Below are 15,544 nucleotides of genomic sequence, written 5' to 3'. Positions count from 1 at the left end.
TCCGTCGACTTGGCGAAGAAGATGGTTTCTTTTGTGTAACGCGGGGTCGTGGACAGGAAACCATGGATATATTCGAGGGCGCCCCCCACGCTGCCCTCGCTCGTTCACCAAGCACCTCGGGAGCCAGCAGCACGATGAGCAGTTCTATGTCCGAAGCCACGGACGTCATCGAGACCGTCCTCGCCCAGTCCCGCCGCATTCTCGAGGTGTACCGGGCCGATCCCGGCCATGTGCAGGAGCACGCGAACAACGAACGCCGTATCACCCAGGGGGGATACGGTGAGCGACAGATCTACGAGCTGGTGCAGAACGGGGTCGACGAGAACCAGGACTATGCCGGCGGCGGACGTATCCATGTCCTGCTCACCGACACACGCCTGTACTGCGCCAACACCGGGAACCCGGTCTCGCCCGAAGGGGCGGACACCATCCTGCGGATGGCCGTGTCCCGGAAGAGGGGCGGACAGATCGGCCGCTTCGGCGTCGGTGTGAAATCGGTGCTCAGTGTCACCGACACCCCCCGCTTCTACAGCACCTCGGGCTGTTTCGGCTTCGACAAGGCATGGTCCGCCACACGTATCCGTGAGGTCGTACCCCAGCTCTCGGACCGGGACGAGACGCCGGTGCTGCGCATGGCACAGCCGCTCGACCTGGCCGCGGACCGTGCTCAGGACCCGGTGCTGGACGAGTTGATGGGATGGGCGTCCACCACGGTCGTGCTGCCCCTGCACGTCGGCGCGGACCAGCGCCTGGGCCGGGACCTGCGCAGGTTCCCGGCACACTTCATGCTGTTCTCGCCCCATGTCGCCTCGGTCGTTCTAGAGGATCGCCGGAAGGGACATCGCCTGCAAAGGGTGCTGCGGCAGACCACGCACGACACCGAGCACCAGGTCATCGAGGAGATCGACGGGAGGCGGGAGCGCAACGAGCGGTGGGACGTCTTCCACGTCGACCACCAGCCGTCCACCGAGGCGCAGAAGACGGCCGGCGAACTGCACGAACGCCCGGTGATCAGGGTCTCCTGGGCCGTTCCCGGCAAGGGCGTCGAGGCACGGAAGAGGAGGGGGAACTTCTGGGCCTTCTTCCCCACCCACTACGACACCACGCTCACCGGCATCCTCAACGCGCCGTGGAAGACGCCCGAGGACCGGCAGAACCTGACCAAGAGCGACTTCAACGCCGATCTCGTCCAAGCGGCCGCGAAGCTGATCATTGCGTCGCTGCCACGTCTCATGGAAGCTGACGACCCCGGCTCCTACTTGAACTTGCTCACCGCGCGTGGCCGCGAGGCCTCCCAGTGGGGCGACGAGATGCTCAGCAAGGAGGTGCTGCGGGTCGCCGCCCGCGAGCCGTCGCTGCCCGATCAGCGCGGTGTCCTGCGCAAGCCCGGAGAGCTCCGCCTGCACCCCGAAGGCCTCCGGGAGAACTGGCTGAACCTGTGGGCCGAGCACCCCGGCAGCCCCGTCAACTGGTGCCACCACTCAGTGGAGAGCCGGGAGCGGCGTTCCCGTGTCCGCGACATCATGGAGATCGCCGGCGTGCGCCCGGCCTCGGTGGTCGAGTGGCTGGAAGCCCTGGTCGCGGACCGTATTCCCGCCGCTTCGGCCTTTGCCCTGCGCATTGTCGCCGACATGGAGGCTATCGGGTCCGAGCACGCCGCCGAGGCGGTCACCGCGCGTGTTCTTCTCACTGAGCGCGGTGATCTGGTGGCGCCGGCGCGCGGCAAGATCTACCGACGCAGCGCGATCGACGGCGGTGGCCTGCGGGACAACACCATTTATGTGCACCCGGACGTCGCCGCGGACGACCAGGCACGGCATGCGCTGGAGATGCTGGGCATTCCGGAGGCGGACGCCGAGGGGCGTCTCAAGGCCATTCTGGACCTCGGTTTCGACCACTACGGCAACGCGGAGTGGGAGGAGTTCTGGCAACTGACGCGGAGGGCGGGCGGAGGCCGGGCCTCGGTAGTGATCAAGTTCAAGGTTGAGGATCCCGGCCGGACCATCAAGATCCGTACGGCTGATGGTGTGTTCCGGCCGATCCGTGACGCCTTTCTCGGTGGACCGGTGGTGCCGGCCGATGGCGCCCGGGACCGTGAGCTGCTCATCGACCCCGATTTCCACCGTGTCGACGTCGCTCTGCTACGGGACCTCGGCGCCACCGACAGGCCCGTCCTCAACTACGACCCGCGTGAGGACGACTGGTTCCAGGAGTATCGCGACAAGGTGTACAAGGCGTACCTCCGGAGACTGCCGAGCACTGCACGCCGTCCCAGCTTCAAGACCGTTCATGTGGACGGAGCCAACCCCGCCGGCCCTCTGCATCTGCTGTCCAGACTGTCCAGGGAAGGTCGTGCCGCATTTGTCGAGCATCTGCCTCGGCACGGCCTGGTGGAGAACTGGACCCTGCAGGTGGGTGCCAACCGCAGCACCCAGGATCCGATGCCCTCACCCATCGTGTGGATGCTGCGCCAAGAGGGGGTGGTACCCACCTCGCTCGGTATTCGCAGGCCGCGTGAGTGTGTCAGCCCGGCACTCCGGGTCGACCGCAGACTGTTGCCCGTGGCGGAAATCGGTATGGAGACGGTCCGTGCCCTCCGCCTGACATCGGACTTCGACTCTGTGCCGGAGGCACTGTGGGCGGAACTCATCATCCGCGTGCTCGACAGCCAGGACGCCGAATTCGTCGGCAGCGCTTACGCCCTGTTGACTCGTTTCGACGTCGAGGAGATCCCGTGGCCCGAGGACACCCTCACCCGCTGTCAAGTGGGTGAGGAGTGGACGACCCGATCCGACGATGAGATCGCGGTCACTGCGGACCCCGAGCAGTACCGCATCCTTCAGCGGGAGAAGGTGCCGGCCATGCTGGTGCCCACCGCCGAGGACGCGGAACGCATGGTCGAGGAGTGGCCGTTGCGGGCGCCCTCCGAGCTGCTCCAGGAAGAACTCACCTTCGTCGCGCTGGGAACGCCGACCCAACTCACCGATCTCTACCCGCGACTGCGGCAGCGGCTCCCGCACGGCACGGACTGGCAGCTCACGCACTGCTCCGACCTGGCCAAGGTGGTGCGCACCCCGGAGGGCCGGCGGGAGGAGCCGCTCACCGAGGCCCGGGACGGCGACACCGTCCTGCTGTGCGGACCGGACGGTGCACTGGATGTGCTGTGCGCTGTCGACCGAGTGCTGGAGCTTCGGCTGGGCAGGTCCGGCTGTGAAGCCCTGCTGCGGCAGCAGGAAAAGGACAAGGAGGACGAGCGCTTCCTCAAGGTGCGCCGGGAGCCGGACCCCGCACGCAAGCTGCTGCTGGCGCTGGGGGCCGAAAGGCTGCGCGAGGAGCTTCCCCCCGGGTTGTTGATCGCCGATGAGGAACTGAACGGTGAGGCACCGGGCGACCTGCGCATCGCCCAACTCGTCATCGCCACCCATGGCGAGGAGGTGCTGCGTCAGCTCGCTCCTGCCCTGGTGAAGGAGGGCTTCGACGCACCGAAGCGGTGGGCTGGAGGGCATGCCGCACGGGCCTTCGTGAAGACCTACGGCTTTCCGGCCGAGTGGGCGGGTGACCAGGAGACGAGTCAGGCCCCACCGCCGTTCGAGACCGTGGCCGGTCCGCGCAAGCCGCTGCCGCTGCACCCGTACCAGATGCGGCTGGTCGCCAACATGTATCAGCACCTGGTTCAGGTGGACGAGAAGCGGGCGATGCTGCAGATCCCCACCGGCGCGGGCAAGACCCGTATCGCGGTGGAGGCGACCGTCCAGGCGATTGCCGACGGGGTCGTCAGGGCACCGGTTCTGTGGATCGCGCAGAGTGCGGAACTCTGCGAGCAGGCCATCGAGACGTGGAAGTTCGTCTGGTCCCAGACCGGGCCCGAACAGAGCCTGCGGATCAGCCGCATGTGGGGTGGCATGGCGGCGGAGCCGGCACCCGGTGGCCCTCAGGTCGTCGTGGCGATCGACGACACCCTCTCCCGCCACATGGCCACCGAGCAGTACGCCTGGCTGCGCGAGGCGTCCGTGGTCGTGGTCGACGAGGCACACTTCGCCGTGCCCAAGACGTACACCAGGATTCTGGACGCGCTCGGCATCGACCAGTACCGCACCGCACGGCACCTCGTCGGCCTCACCGCCACCGCGTTCCGCGGCAGCAGTGAGGAGGAGACCCGCCGGCTGGCGGCCCGGTTCGGTCACAAGCGACTGGACCATGGCGTCTTCGAGGGCGATGACCCGTATCCGCACCTTCAGGAACTCGGGGTGCTCTCCCGAGTGGAGCAGCGTGTTCTTACGGGCGGCAAGTACACCCTCACCCAGGAGCAGGTCGCACAGGTCGCGAGCAGCAACAGCATGACGCTGCCCGCCGCAGTGACCGCGCGGTTGGCGCAGGACGTCAGCCGTACGAAGCGCATCATCGAGGAAATTGAGCGGCTGCCGCAGCACTGGCCCGTTCTGGTCTTCGCCACCTCGGTCGAGCACGCCCATGTCCTGTCCGCGCTGCTCAATGAGAGCGGTATTGCCGCTGCCTCCGTGGACGCCAAGACCCCGGTCGGCATTCGCAACCGGCGGATCGACGCCTTCCGCAAGGGAAAGATCCAGGTTCTGACCAACTACAACGTGCTCACCCAGGGCTTCGATGCCCCTGCGGTCCGGGCGGTGGTCGTGGCCCGGCCCACCTTCAGCCCGAACACTTATATCCAGATGATCGGGCGCGGTCTGCGCGGTCCCCTCAACGGTGGCAAGGAGAGCTGCCTGATCCTCAACGTCAAGGACAACATCGAGAACTTCGGCAGGGACCTCGCCTACACCGAGTTCGAGTACCTGTGGGAGGGGAAAGCATGACTGCCGGCCCATACCTGGACAGCCCACCGCTGACCGAGGAACAACGCGTGATCGTGGAGCAGCCTGCAGACGCCATGGTGCTGGTCACCGCAGGCGCGGGAGCCGGGAAGACCCACACCCTGGTGCGCCGCGTCGAGAGCCTGGTATCCGACGAGGGGCTGGCCACCGGAGATATCCTGGTGCTCACCTTCTCCCGCGCCGCGGTGCGGGAACTGCGGGAGCGGCTGTCACGGCACGGCGACCGTTCCCGACACGTCAGGGTGACGACCTTCGACTCTTGGGCGTTGGAGATCCTCAACGAGGTCGCGGCGGACATCGAGTGGAAGACCCGTTCCTTCGACGAGCGCATTCGAGAAGCCACGAAGGTGGTGGCCGACGAGAACAGGGCACCGGAGTGGCTCGACGAGCTGCGTCATGTCGTGATCGACGAGGTGCAGGATCTGGTCGGTGATCGTCGCGAGCTGATCGAGGTGCTGCTGGAGTCCTACGACTGCGGCTTCACCATCGTCGGGGACCCTGCCCAGGCGATCTACGGCTACCAGGTCACCGACCCGGACGAGCGCACGATCGAGACCAACCGCTTCTTCGACTGGCTCCGTAGCTACTTCGTGGACGACCTGGTCGAGCTCTCACTCACGCGCAACTTCCGGGCGTCCACGGAGGAAGCGTGCTCGGCCCTGTCGTTCGAGAGCACGATGCGCGGGTGCCGGACTCTCGCCGACGCCGAGCGGGCACATGAGGAACTGAGACTGGAACTCGCGACGCGGATGGACTTCGGCGACATCACCGTGCCGTTCATCCGGGACTCCCTGTGCGTCACCGACATCACCACGGCCGTGCTGTGCCGCACCAACGGCGAGGCGTTGCTGATCTCCGAGTGGCTGCACGACGCGGGTATCCCGCACCAGTTGCGTCGTGCGGCCCAGGACCGTGCCGTCCCGGCTTGGCTGAACGAGCTGATGCACGCCGACCAGGGAGCACTGACCCTGGCCCGACAGCGCTTCGACGAGCTGTACCCGTCACTCCCTGCCGGCGCCGGCAGGGAGAACGATCCCGAACGGGTGTGGCGCCTGTTGTGCGCCAGTACCCGGGAGCGGGCGGGGCGCTCCGTTGATCTGTCGCGGCTGCGTGAGGCCATCTCCGCCGGTCGACTGCCGGACGAACTGACCGCCCAACCTCCACATCACCTGGTGATCTCCACCTTCCATCGAGCCAAGGGCCTGGAGTTCGATCGCGTCCTGGTGGTGGACCCCGGACAGATCACCGTGGAGAAGGATGATCTGTCCGCCGACGTGGCCGACCGCGCACGTGCGCTGTACGTGGCCATGACCCGGCCGCGCAAGGAGTTGTACCGTCTCGAACCTCCACCGGGTGCCCGACCCGTGGAGAACGGCTTTCGGCTGGTCCGCAAGGACAGGAGGACGGGGCGCTGGGCGCGCTTCGGCTACCAGTACTGGAAACGCTCGGGCCTGGAACTCCTCGGTGGCGACATTCACCCCCATCACCCGGCGGGCAGCCATCAGATCGACGGTGATCCGGTCTCGTTGCAGGAACACCTCCGCAGCCGGACTGCTCCGGGCGACTCGGTGGTGCTGGAGCGGATCGATGACGTGCATGAGGACCATGAGGAGCGACTCGGTCCCGGCTATGCGCTGACCCATGGGGAGCATGCCGTCGGCGTGGCCTCGGAGAGATTCCGTCGCGACCTCTACCGCCATATGCAGCAGTCCAGGAGCTACCAGCCTCGAAACTGGCCCCGCCGCATCACGGACCTGCGCATCGACAACGTGGAGACCATCGCCGGCGAGCGCGCCGCCGCTGTCCACGCCGGCCTCGGTGAACTCGGTGTGTGGCTCGCCCCCCGCCCGGTCGGCCTCGGGCGCTTCCACTACGACCGTACCGAGAAGGGAAAGGACTGATGGCGACGATGCCCGACATCGAGGAGCACTACCGCTTCCGTGCCGAACTGGTGGACCGGCTCAAGGCCGACCTCCTCGGACCGACCGGTGCGCGAGCCGAGTCCGCGGAGGTGCTGGACGACTGGCCCGTGACGTCCTACTCCACCGGCGTGCTCTTTCCCCGAACCGAGGACGAGGAACTCGCCCGTGAGGACGCGGACGAGAACGACTACGACGACGCGAGCTCGACACTGACCGTCGACGAGGTGCCGGACACCGGTGTCAACCTGGCGAGTATCCAGCGCCCCTCGGCGACAGGCATCACCTTCGCCGTGGACCCCTCCCGCAGCCGCACCGTACGGATCACTCCCACCGCCGCCGTGTACGACCCGGTGGACGGCCAGGGGAATCCCACCGTGCCCGCGCGGGCCGAGCGGCGCGCCGTTGAGGCGCAGGATCTCCACTGGCGACGGCGCCCGCTGGATCTGCCCGCTGTTTCGGTCGACGTCACCGAGCTTCACCAGGAACCGAAGAAGCTGGTCCCGGGTCTGGAGCTGAGGGTGCGGGTCCGTCGTCCGAGCGGCCCCCGGGGCACAGTGAGCATCACCGCGACCCTGGTGAACACCCACCTCGTCGGGAAGCAGGACATCCGCGACACTCACTGCTTCTTCCAGGTCGGCCTGCGCGTCGATGTCCCCGGCGAGGTTCCCGCCCTGGTCGAGCGCCCGACGGAGGGCGGAGTGGACGCGGAAGTCAGGCTCAACCGGCTGCTCCACCGCCACGTCCCCGCCTTCGCCACCGGCCATGGTTGCGCCGCCGACTGGAACTGGACCCCGCCCACCGTCGGCGAGTTCCCCGCGGGGACCGGATCTGCCGGGGTGTCCTCTGTTTGGACGGAGTTCGTTCCGACGTACGAGGTGCTGCTCACCGACTCCAACCCGGACATCGACGTGAGCCGGCTCGGGATGCGGACACTGGCCGAGGCGACACCGGAGCAGGTCACGACCTGGCTCGGTGATCTGGTCGAGGCATATGGACGCTGGATCGACGCACGAGAGGCAAACGTCGAGGCTCTGCGCGGCGGGCCGTACGGCAGCACCGAGTACCTTGACCTCGCCCGTGAGCAGATGCGGCTGTGCCGCGTGGCCCAGAAGCGCATGACGGCCGGCATCCGCCTGCTGGAGCGCGACGAGCGGGCGATGGAAGCCTTCCGGACGGCCAACAGAGCCATGGCGCTACAGCTCGGCCGCGGCCTGTGGATCAAGGGCGGTCGCCAGGGGCAACCCGAGCCGCAGGGCGTCTGGCGTCCCTTCCAGATCGGCTTCATGCTGCTCTGCCTGAAAGGGATCGTCGACCCGAACCACGACGACCGCGACATCGTGGACCTGCTGTGGTTCCCCACCGGTGGTGGCAAGACCGAGGCGTACCTCGGCCTGATCGCCTTCACGGTGTTCCACCGTCGCCTCCGTCTCGGTGAGGCGGGCGGCGGCGTCACCGTCTTCATGCGCTACACCCTCCGACTGCTCACCCTGCAGCAGTTCGAGCGCGCCGCCCGACTGATGTGTGCCATGGACCGTGTCCGCGCCGAGGACCCCGACCGCTTGGGCCACGAGCCGATCTCCGTCGGCATGTGGGTGGGACGGGCGGCCACTCCGAACAACCTGGAAGAGGCCAAGACCGCGCTGCGGAAAATGAACAAGGGCGAGACGTTGCAGGAGCAGAACCCGGTGCAGCTCCGGGACTGCCCCTGGTGCGGTACAGCCTTGCGGGCGGGGGACTACACGGTCGACGTGGACCGCGATCACATGTCGATCGACTGCCCGGGCAGGGGCTGCGACTACGGCGACGGGTTGCCGGTGCATGTGGTGGACACCGAGCTCTACCGAGTACGCCCCACACTGGTCATCGCCACGGTCGACAAGTTCGCGCGGGTGGCATGGCGTGAGGACGTGGCCGCCCTGTTCAATCGGGTGACCAAGGCGCCCAAGGGCACACCGCCGCCCGAGCTGATCGTCCAGGACGAACTGCACCTCATCTCCGGACCGCTCGGCACGCTCACCGGCCTGTACGAGGCGGCGGTCGACATCGCTGCGGACCGTCCGAAGGTCATCGCGTCCACGGCGACCATCCGCCGGGCGATGCATCAGGGCAGAGCCCTCTTCGACCGGGAGGTCGCGCAGTTCCCACCGGCGGGCCTCGATGCCCGCGATTCGTGGTTCGCAGTCCAGGCCTCTGCCGAGCGCAAGGCGTCACGCCGCTACGTCGGGCTGCTCGCCCCGGGAATCTCCCAGGCGACCCTGTTGATCCGCGCCTATGCCTCGCTCCTGCACCACGCGAGCAGGATCGACGGCGATGACGCGGTCCGTGACGCCTACTGGACCCTGGTCGGTTACTTCAACAGTCTCCGTCTGCTCGCGGCAGCCGAACTGCAGGTGCACGCCGACGTCAACGAGCGACTGAAGAACCATGCCCGGCGGGACGGCGACGTGGCCCCTCGTGAGGTCGTCCCGAAGGAACTGACGAGCCGTGTTCCCTCCAGCGAGATCCCCGACCGGCTCGGGGAACTGGGACGCACTCTCGCCTCCGGTGCCGCAGTGGACGTCGTGCTCGCCACCAACATGATCTCGGTGGGCGTGGACATCGATCGGCTCGGCCTGATGGCTGTGCTGGGGCAGCCGCAGACGACAGCCGAGTACATCCAGGCCACCAGCCGAGTGGGACGGCAACACCCCGGACTGGTGGTCACCCTGTTCAACTCCGCCCGCTCCCGCGACCTGTCGCACTACGAGGACTTCGTCCCGTATCACTCGGCCCTCTACAAGCAAGTGGAGTCGACCAGCGTCACCCCGTACTCCGCCCGCGCCCGCGATCGGGCCCTGCACGCGGTCTTCGTCGGGCTGGCCCGTCTGATGCTGCCGATCGCCCGCCCCAACAAGGCCGCGGCCAATGTGCATGCCTTCGAGCGGGATCTGCACGATCTGCGCACCGCCCTTGTCACCCGGGTACGCGGCATTGAGAAGGAAGAGGCAGACGCCACCGACGCGGAGTTGGAGGCGTTCATCGACGACTGGAACCGGCTCGCGGAGGAGAACGGCGGACTGCTGTACGAGGCACCGTACTCGTACAGCCCGAACCCGGACCGCCACCCCGACACCGCACTGCTCCGCACTCACGCCGACCTCGACCTGGAAGAGGCGTATCCCACGCTGTGGAGCCTCCGCGACGTCGATGTCGAGTCCGACCTGTACCTGGAGAGCTGAGATGGCACGTCGATCCACGGCCGGTGGTGCCGGCAACGCGGCGCGGCAGGAGAAGGTCCGCAAGTCGCCGTTGGGCGCGGTCCGACGCGCTCAGCAGATCACTACGTACGGTGTCGGGGCGATGATCGCCATTGGCGACCAGTCGTTCATCGTCAGCGGTTTGGACACCTGGGGCACTCGGGCCGACGACATCCTGTTTGAGCCGCGCCTGCAGGAGTGCTTGAAGGTGAACGGCTTCCGACTGCCGCCCGCCGCCCCGGCCCCGAGCGGCAACGGTGTGAAGGTGCGTCGCTTCCCGGAGACGTACTCCTGCCCCAAGTGCTCCGCCCTGAAAAGGTTCCGGGACTTCGGCGGCCGGCGCAACGACAACAACTGCGGTGACTGCGAGGTTCCCCTCGTACCCTCTCGCTTCGTCGTCGCCTGCGCCCATGGCCACCTGGACGAGTTCCCGTACTGGCAGTGGCTGCACGCCCGGCGTGGCGATGAGCGCAGGGCTCGCCGCGGCTGTGATCCGGCGAAAGCCCGGTTGTCCCTCCACAGTGAGGGGCGCACAGCCAGCCTGCGGGGCATCGTGGTCACATGCGACTGCGGCGAGAGCGGATCGCTGGAGGGTGCCTTCGGCCGGGATGCCATGGCCGCGTTGGGGATCACCTGCCGGGGGGGTCGTCCCTGGTTCGGCCGGGGTGCGCGTGAGGCCAACTGCACCAGCCCTCTCCGCGTACTGCAGCGTGGTTCTTCCGCCGCATGGTTCCCCAACGTCGCCTCCGCACTGTCCATCCCGCCCTGGCACCGCAAACTGATGCAGCTCGTGAACCAGAGCAGGAAACATCTGGTCGGCAAGAGCGACGAACGCATCGGTGAGTACGCGCAAGATGAGGGGTGGCTCGACCGCTACAGCGAGGAGGAGGTGATTCAGACCGTCCGGACGTTGGAGAGCGCGGGCGAGCAGCCGCAGGAGGAACCCGAGGACGAAACCGCTTTCGAGGCCGCGAGCAGGATCCGGCAGGAGGAGTACCGGCAGCTACGCAGGGAGACCCCGGAGCACCCGGACAACCAGCACTTCGTCTGCCTCCCTCCGAAGAACGCCGGAAAGGTGGAAGTGCCTGGAATTGACCAGGTCATGCTCGTCAAACGCCTCCGCGAGGTGCGGGCGCTCCACAGCTTCACCCGTATCGAGCCCCTCATGCGCGTCAAGGAGGACCGGGAACGCGCGGTCGACCTCGCGCTGAACAAGGAGGAAGTCAACTGGCTTCCCGCCATCGAGGTCATCGGAGAAGGGGTTTTCCTCTCCCTGGACCCGGAAAAACTGGCGACGTGGGAGGCACTCACCGGCCCCGACTCCCCGGAAGCCCGTGCGCAGCGGTTGCGCCGGAACCATGAGAGCCATCTCCGCAGACGGGTGAAGGACCGCAAGGTTCCGGTGGATTCCTCGCTGACCTCGCGTTTCGTCCTTCTTCACACCCTGGCACACGCTCTGATCAACGAGTGGAGCCTGGACTGCGGTTACCCCGCCTCCGCGATTCGTGAGCGCCTCTACGTCAACGAGGACATGGCCGGTGTGCTTCTCTACACCGCCACCAGCGACTCGGCGGGAAGTCTCGGTGGCATCGTCGCCCAGGGCGAACCACAGAGCCTGGCTGATTCACTGAAGTCGGCGCTCGAACGGATTTCGTGGTGCTCCGCCGATCCGCTGTGCATGGAGTCCGACGCCAGTGGTGTGAACAGCCTCAACCTCGCGGCCTGCCACGCGTGCGTTCTGCTGCCCGAGACGAGCTGCGAGATGAACAACATCTTCCTCGACCGTGCCCTGCTGGTCGGTACCCCCGACGACAAGGTGCCCGGTTTCTTCTCCTGACCGGACACCACACCGGCGTCAGCGCTGATACGCCTGGCCCCCGGCCCCGTGGGCTCCACGGGGCCGGACGGCGGCCCGGGCCGCCGAGGCGGTCGGGGGGCTCGCCACCGGGCGGCGGTGCCAGAGGGTGTGGAGCAGGGCGCGTTCGTGGTCGGGGAAGCCCGGGGGCGGGGCGCCGCGCTCCGCGCGGGCGCGGAGCAGCGCCAGGGACGTGGCCGCGCGGTGGTACTCGGCCACCGCGCGGGCGGCCCGCCGGCCGCCGCCGCGGCGGGCGAGGTCGCGGGCCAGGGCGCGGGCGCGCAGGCAGCCCAGGGCGTGCGGCTCGGGATCGGCGAGCCACCCGGCCGCCGCGTACCGCGGCAGCGTGGCCCGTACGGTGCGCAGCACGCGCCGCCGTGCCCACAGCGCCACCGCGGCCACCACCCCCAGCACCGGCGCCATGAAGGCGCCGTAGACCGTGAGGAAGACGTCCATGTCCCGGGACGCCGCGCCGTTCCACACCGCGTGCAGCAGGACGGCCGCCACCAGCCCCAGCAGCGGCAGCGCCGTGCGCAGTACGCGCCGGTGCCGGGCGGCCAGGGCCGCCGCGCCGAAGCCCAGCCCCACCAGCACCGTGAACAGCGGGTGCGCCAGCGGCCCCAGCACCACCCGCTGGACGAAGGTGTCCAGCGTCGTCGACTCCAGGCCCGTCTGCCCGAACGCCAGGTCCTCGCCGAAGGCCCGCCCCAGGTAGAGGATGTTCTCGGTGAAGGCGAAGCCGGTGGCGGTGATCCCCGCCGTGACGACGCCGGAGAGGAGCCCGCCGAAGTCCCGCGGCCGGTGCAGGTACAGCAGCAGCACCGCGCCCGCCTTCGCCGTCTCCTCCACCACGGGCGCGACGACGGTGGTGCCGAGGGTGTCGGCCCGGTCCGGGGCGCGGGGCAGGACGGAGGAGGCCAGCCACTCGGTCGCGAAGCCGTTCACGGTGATCGCCACCAGGGTGGCCGCGCAGGCGCCCCAGCCGAAGGCGAAGAGCAGGTTGCGCAGCGGGGTGGGCGCGGCCCGGTCCAGCCAGCGGAAGCCGGCCAGCAGCAGCGGTACGGGCACCAGGGCCAGGCTCAGCCCGACGAGGAAGCCGTGGGAGCCGGTCTGCTCGTGGACGAGCGCGAGGATCACCGCCCCGCACAGCCCCAGCAGCACGGTGAGGGCCGCGGCGGGCAGGACGCGGCGCGCGGCGGCGCCGCGCCGCGCTCCGTCCGCCGTCGTCGTTGCCGCCGGGAGCTCATGGTGCACCCGACGAGGATGAGCCCACCCGGGGGCGGATTGCCAGACTCCACTCCGGATCGGATGAGTATCGGCCGGGTATCGACCGGGGGCTGCGCCGTGTCTCCGGTGGCCTCCGGCGTTCTTTGGTGGTCCGGCGGGGGAGTGGGGGCCCGGCCCGGCGCCATGGCGACCTGCCCGCCCCGGGAGAAGCCGGTGGCGTACACCTCGCCGGTCAGCTGCCTGCCGAGCCGCCGCGCGGCGGAGCGGGCGGCGCGCAGCGCGTCCAGGGCGGCGGAGACGGCGGAGCGGGTGTCCAGGTACGGGTGGTGGCCCGGGCCCCTGTGGGGGTAGGGGCCGCCACGCCTTGCCGGGAAGGCGGTCCCCCCTCGGCGGCGCGGGTCAGGGCTGCGATCCGGATTCCGCCGCGGACGCCCCCTCCGGTGCCGTGCCCTCCGTGACGCCCAGGTTCTGGGTCCCTATGACGGACAGCAGTTCCAGTTGCTCGGCTCCCGGGCTTCCGGGCGGGGCGGTGAACCACAGCAGGCGTTGGCGTCCGTCTTCGCTGAGGAGGTTGTGGCAGTCGAGTTCGATGACGCCGAGCGTGGGGTGGATGATCTTCTTGTGGTCCATGCGGCGCACCGCGACGTCGTGGGTGTCCCAGAGGGCTGCGAACTCCTGGCTGCGGTGGCGTAGCACGGCGATCATCTTCGTGACCTCCGCGTCCCGGCCGCGCCTGGCGGCCGCTGCTTGGAGGTCGGCCACGAACACCCGGGAGTGGTGCGGGTGGTCCTCGGACGGGTACCTCTCGCGCGCCTGCGGGTCGGTGAACCAGCGGTACACGAAGCTCCCCGCCGGGCCGCGGTGTGCCGGGGACTTGCCGAGCAGGGTCAGGGCCAGGTCGTTTTCCACCAGGGTTTCGTGCAGGTCGGTGATGACGCGCGCGGGGGTGTTGGACAGCCGGTCCAGGAGTCCGAGGAGCGCGGGCTGCACGTGTGCCGACGGTCCGTGTACTGACGGGGGGACCGGCCGTTCGGCCAGGTGAAACAGGTGGTCGCGCTCGTCGCCGTTCAGGCGCAGGGCTCGGGCGAGGGCGGCCAGGGTCTGGGCCGAAGGCTGCACGCCGTTCTTCGCGCTGCCGCGTTCCAGCTCGGTGTAGTAGTCGGCTGACAGCCCTGCCAGCTGGGCGACTTCCTCGCGGCGCAGCCCGGGGACGCGCCGGCGCGGGCCTTGGGGGAGACCGACCTCGGCGGGGCGGATGCGGTCGCGGCGTGTCCTGAGGAAGGCGCCGAGTTCTGGAAGGTTCACCCCTTCATGGTCGCGCGCGCGCCGAGCCGTAGCCAGAGGGTGGCATCCCCTGGGTAATCGCAGCCCTGGCTAGGGGTGGGGGACCGGCCGATCGTGGATGACGCAGCAGGGCGACGGCGAGACCGCGGCCCGACCCGCATCCACCACAGGAGTCAGTTATGCCCATCTCCACTTCCCTCGACGGGACCGCTGCCCCGGCTCAGCCCTCCGCCTCACCCCGTGTCGCGATCGTCACCGGTGGCTCGCGCGGCATCGGCCGCCGGACCGTCGGCCGGCTGGCCGCCGACGGGTACGCCGTCGTGGTCGGCTACGCCGGCAACCGGGACGAGGCCGAAGCCGCCGCGAAGGAGGCCGTCACCGGCGGTGGCCGGGCGATCGCGGTGCGTGCCGACGTCGCCGACGAACACGCCGTCGCGGCCCTGTTCGACGCGGCCGAAGCAGAGTTCGGCGGTGTCGACGTCGTCGTGCACGCGGCCGGGCGGGCACACATGGCGCCGATCGCCCAGCTGGACCTGGCCGTCCTGGACGACCTGCACCGTACCAACATCCGCGGCACGTTCGTCGTCGTCCAGCAGGCCGCCCGTCGGGTGCGCCCCGGCGGCGCGATCGTGACGTTCTCCACGTCCGTGGTGGGGCTGGCCTTCCCGGGCTACGGCGCGTACTCCGCCAGCAAGGGCGCGGTCGAGGCGCTGACGATGATCCTGGCCCGGGAGCTGCGGGGCCGGGACGTCACCGCCAACGCCGTCGCGCCCGGCCCCACGGCCACCGACCTTTTTTTGGACGGCAAGGACGAGGAGACCATCGCCCGCCTGGCCGCCCAGCCCCCGCTGGAGCGACTCGGTACCCCGGCCGACATCGCCGAGGTCGTCGCGTTCCTGGCCTCCCCGGTCGGCCACTGGATCAACGGACAGGTCGTCCGCGCCAACGGCGGAATCATCTGAACCGCCCGCCCAGCGTCGCTGAAGCCGTCGCGCGACTGGTCGCGATGAAGCACGGCACCCGGCCCCTGCGCACCCACACAGACCCCAGCCGGGACGGCAGCGAAGTCGTCTCCGCGGTCGCCGACCGCCTCCGCACCGACTTCTTCCGCCGCATCGGACTGGACCGCCTGCTCACCGCAGGCAGCTCCCTGTAACACCCCACTGAGAGAAG

Annotated in this window: 8 protein-coding genes and 1 pseudogene; 6 read left to right on the top strand and 3 right to left on the bottom strand. The window is 69.0% G+C overall.

The features are described 5' to 3' along the window. The first annotated feature begins 146 nt into the window (after positions 1-146). From CUT44_RS06195 to drmB, 4 genes are read left to right on the top strand one after another with little or no spacing between them, the layout of a single operon-like run. Entirely contained in the window at positions 147-4,829 is a 4,683-nt protein-coding gene (locus tag CUT44_RS06195) for a DEAD/DEAH box helicase (RefSeq protein ID WP_233221260.1), read from the top strand. Further along, positions 4,826-6,748 (top strand): UvrD-helicase domain-containing protein, encoded by a 1,923-nt coding sequence (locus tag CUT44_RS06190; RefSeq protein WP_100201146.1) that lies wholly within the window; start codon positions 4,826-4,828, stop codon positions 6,746-6,748. Before CUT44_RS06195 ends, CUT44_RS06190 begins: the two co-directional genes overlap by 4 nt. An 8-nt stretch (positions 6,749-6,756) precedes the next feature. Further along, positions 6,757-9,987, top strand: a complete 3,231-nt coding sequence (locus tag CUT44_RS06185; protein ID WP_100201171.1) for a helicase-related protein — start codon at positions 6,757-6,759, stop codon at positions 9,985-9,987. A gap of 1 nt (position 9,988) precedes the next feature. Continuing rightward, positions 9,989-11,842, top strand: coding sequence for a DUF1998 domain-containing protein (drmB, locus tag CUT44_RS06180; RefSeq protein WP_100201145.1), 1,854 nt, complete (start codon positions 9,989-9,991; stop codon positions 11,840-11,842). A gap of 18 nt (positions 11,843-11,860) precedes the next feature. On the opposite strand, the gene CUT44_RS06175 is transcribed toward drmB, so the two are convergent. The 3 genes and pseudogenes from CUT44_RS06175 to CUT44_RS06165 form a co-directional block, all read right to left on the bottom strand. Next, positions 11,861-13,114 carry a PrsW family intramembrane metalloprotease gene (locus tag CUT44_RS06175; protein ID WP_233221259.1) on the bottom strand — a complete coding sequence of 418 codons (1,254 nt, stop codon included), beginning with the start codon at positions 13,112-13,114 and terminating at the stop codon, positions 11,861-11,863. 140 nt (positions 13,115-13,254) lie between these two features. Beyond that, a pseudogene (locus tag CUT44_RS33850) lies at positions 13,255-13,428 on the bottom strand (alpha/beta hydrolase); the annotation flags it as partial. Between the two features lie 58 nt (positions 13,429-13,486). Further along, the gene (locus CUT44_RS06165; RefSeq protein ID WP_100201143.1) at positions 13,487-14,392 is read right to left on the bottom strand and encodes a helix-turn-helix transcriptional regulator; all 906 of its coding nucleotides are present in this window, start codon (positions 14,390-14,392) and stop codon (positions 13,487-13,489) included. Positions 14,393-14,550: 158 nt separating this feature from the next. Here CUT44_RS06165 and CUT44_RS06160 point away from each other — a divergent pair, with 158 nt between their 5' ends. After that, a complete protein-coding gene (locus CUT44_RS06160; RefSeq protein WP_100201142.1) occupies positions 14,551-15,333 on the top strand; it encodes an SDR family oxidoreductase in 783 nt (260 codons plus the stop codon). A gap of 44 nt (positions 15,334-15,377) precedes the next feature. Further along, a complete protein-coding gene (locus tag CUT44_RS06155) occupies positions 15,378-15,527 on the top strand; it encodes a short-chain dehydrogenase/reductase (RefSeq protein ID WP_100201141.1) in 150 nt (49 codons plus the stop codon). Positions 15,528-15,544: the final 17 nt, after the last annotated feature.

Source organism: Streptomyces carminius, assembly GCF_002794255.1.
In the GTDB taxonomy this organism is placed as follows: Bacteria; Actinomycetota; Actinomycetes; order Streptomycetales; family Streptomycetaceae; genus Streptomyces; species Streptomyces carminius.
Note: the sequence above shows the minus strand (reverse complement) of the source record. Positions and strands in the feature narration are given on the sequence as shown.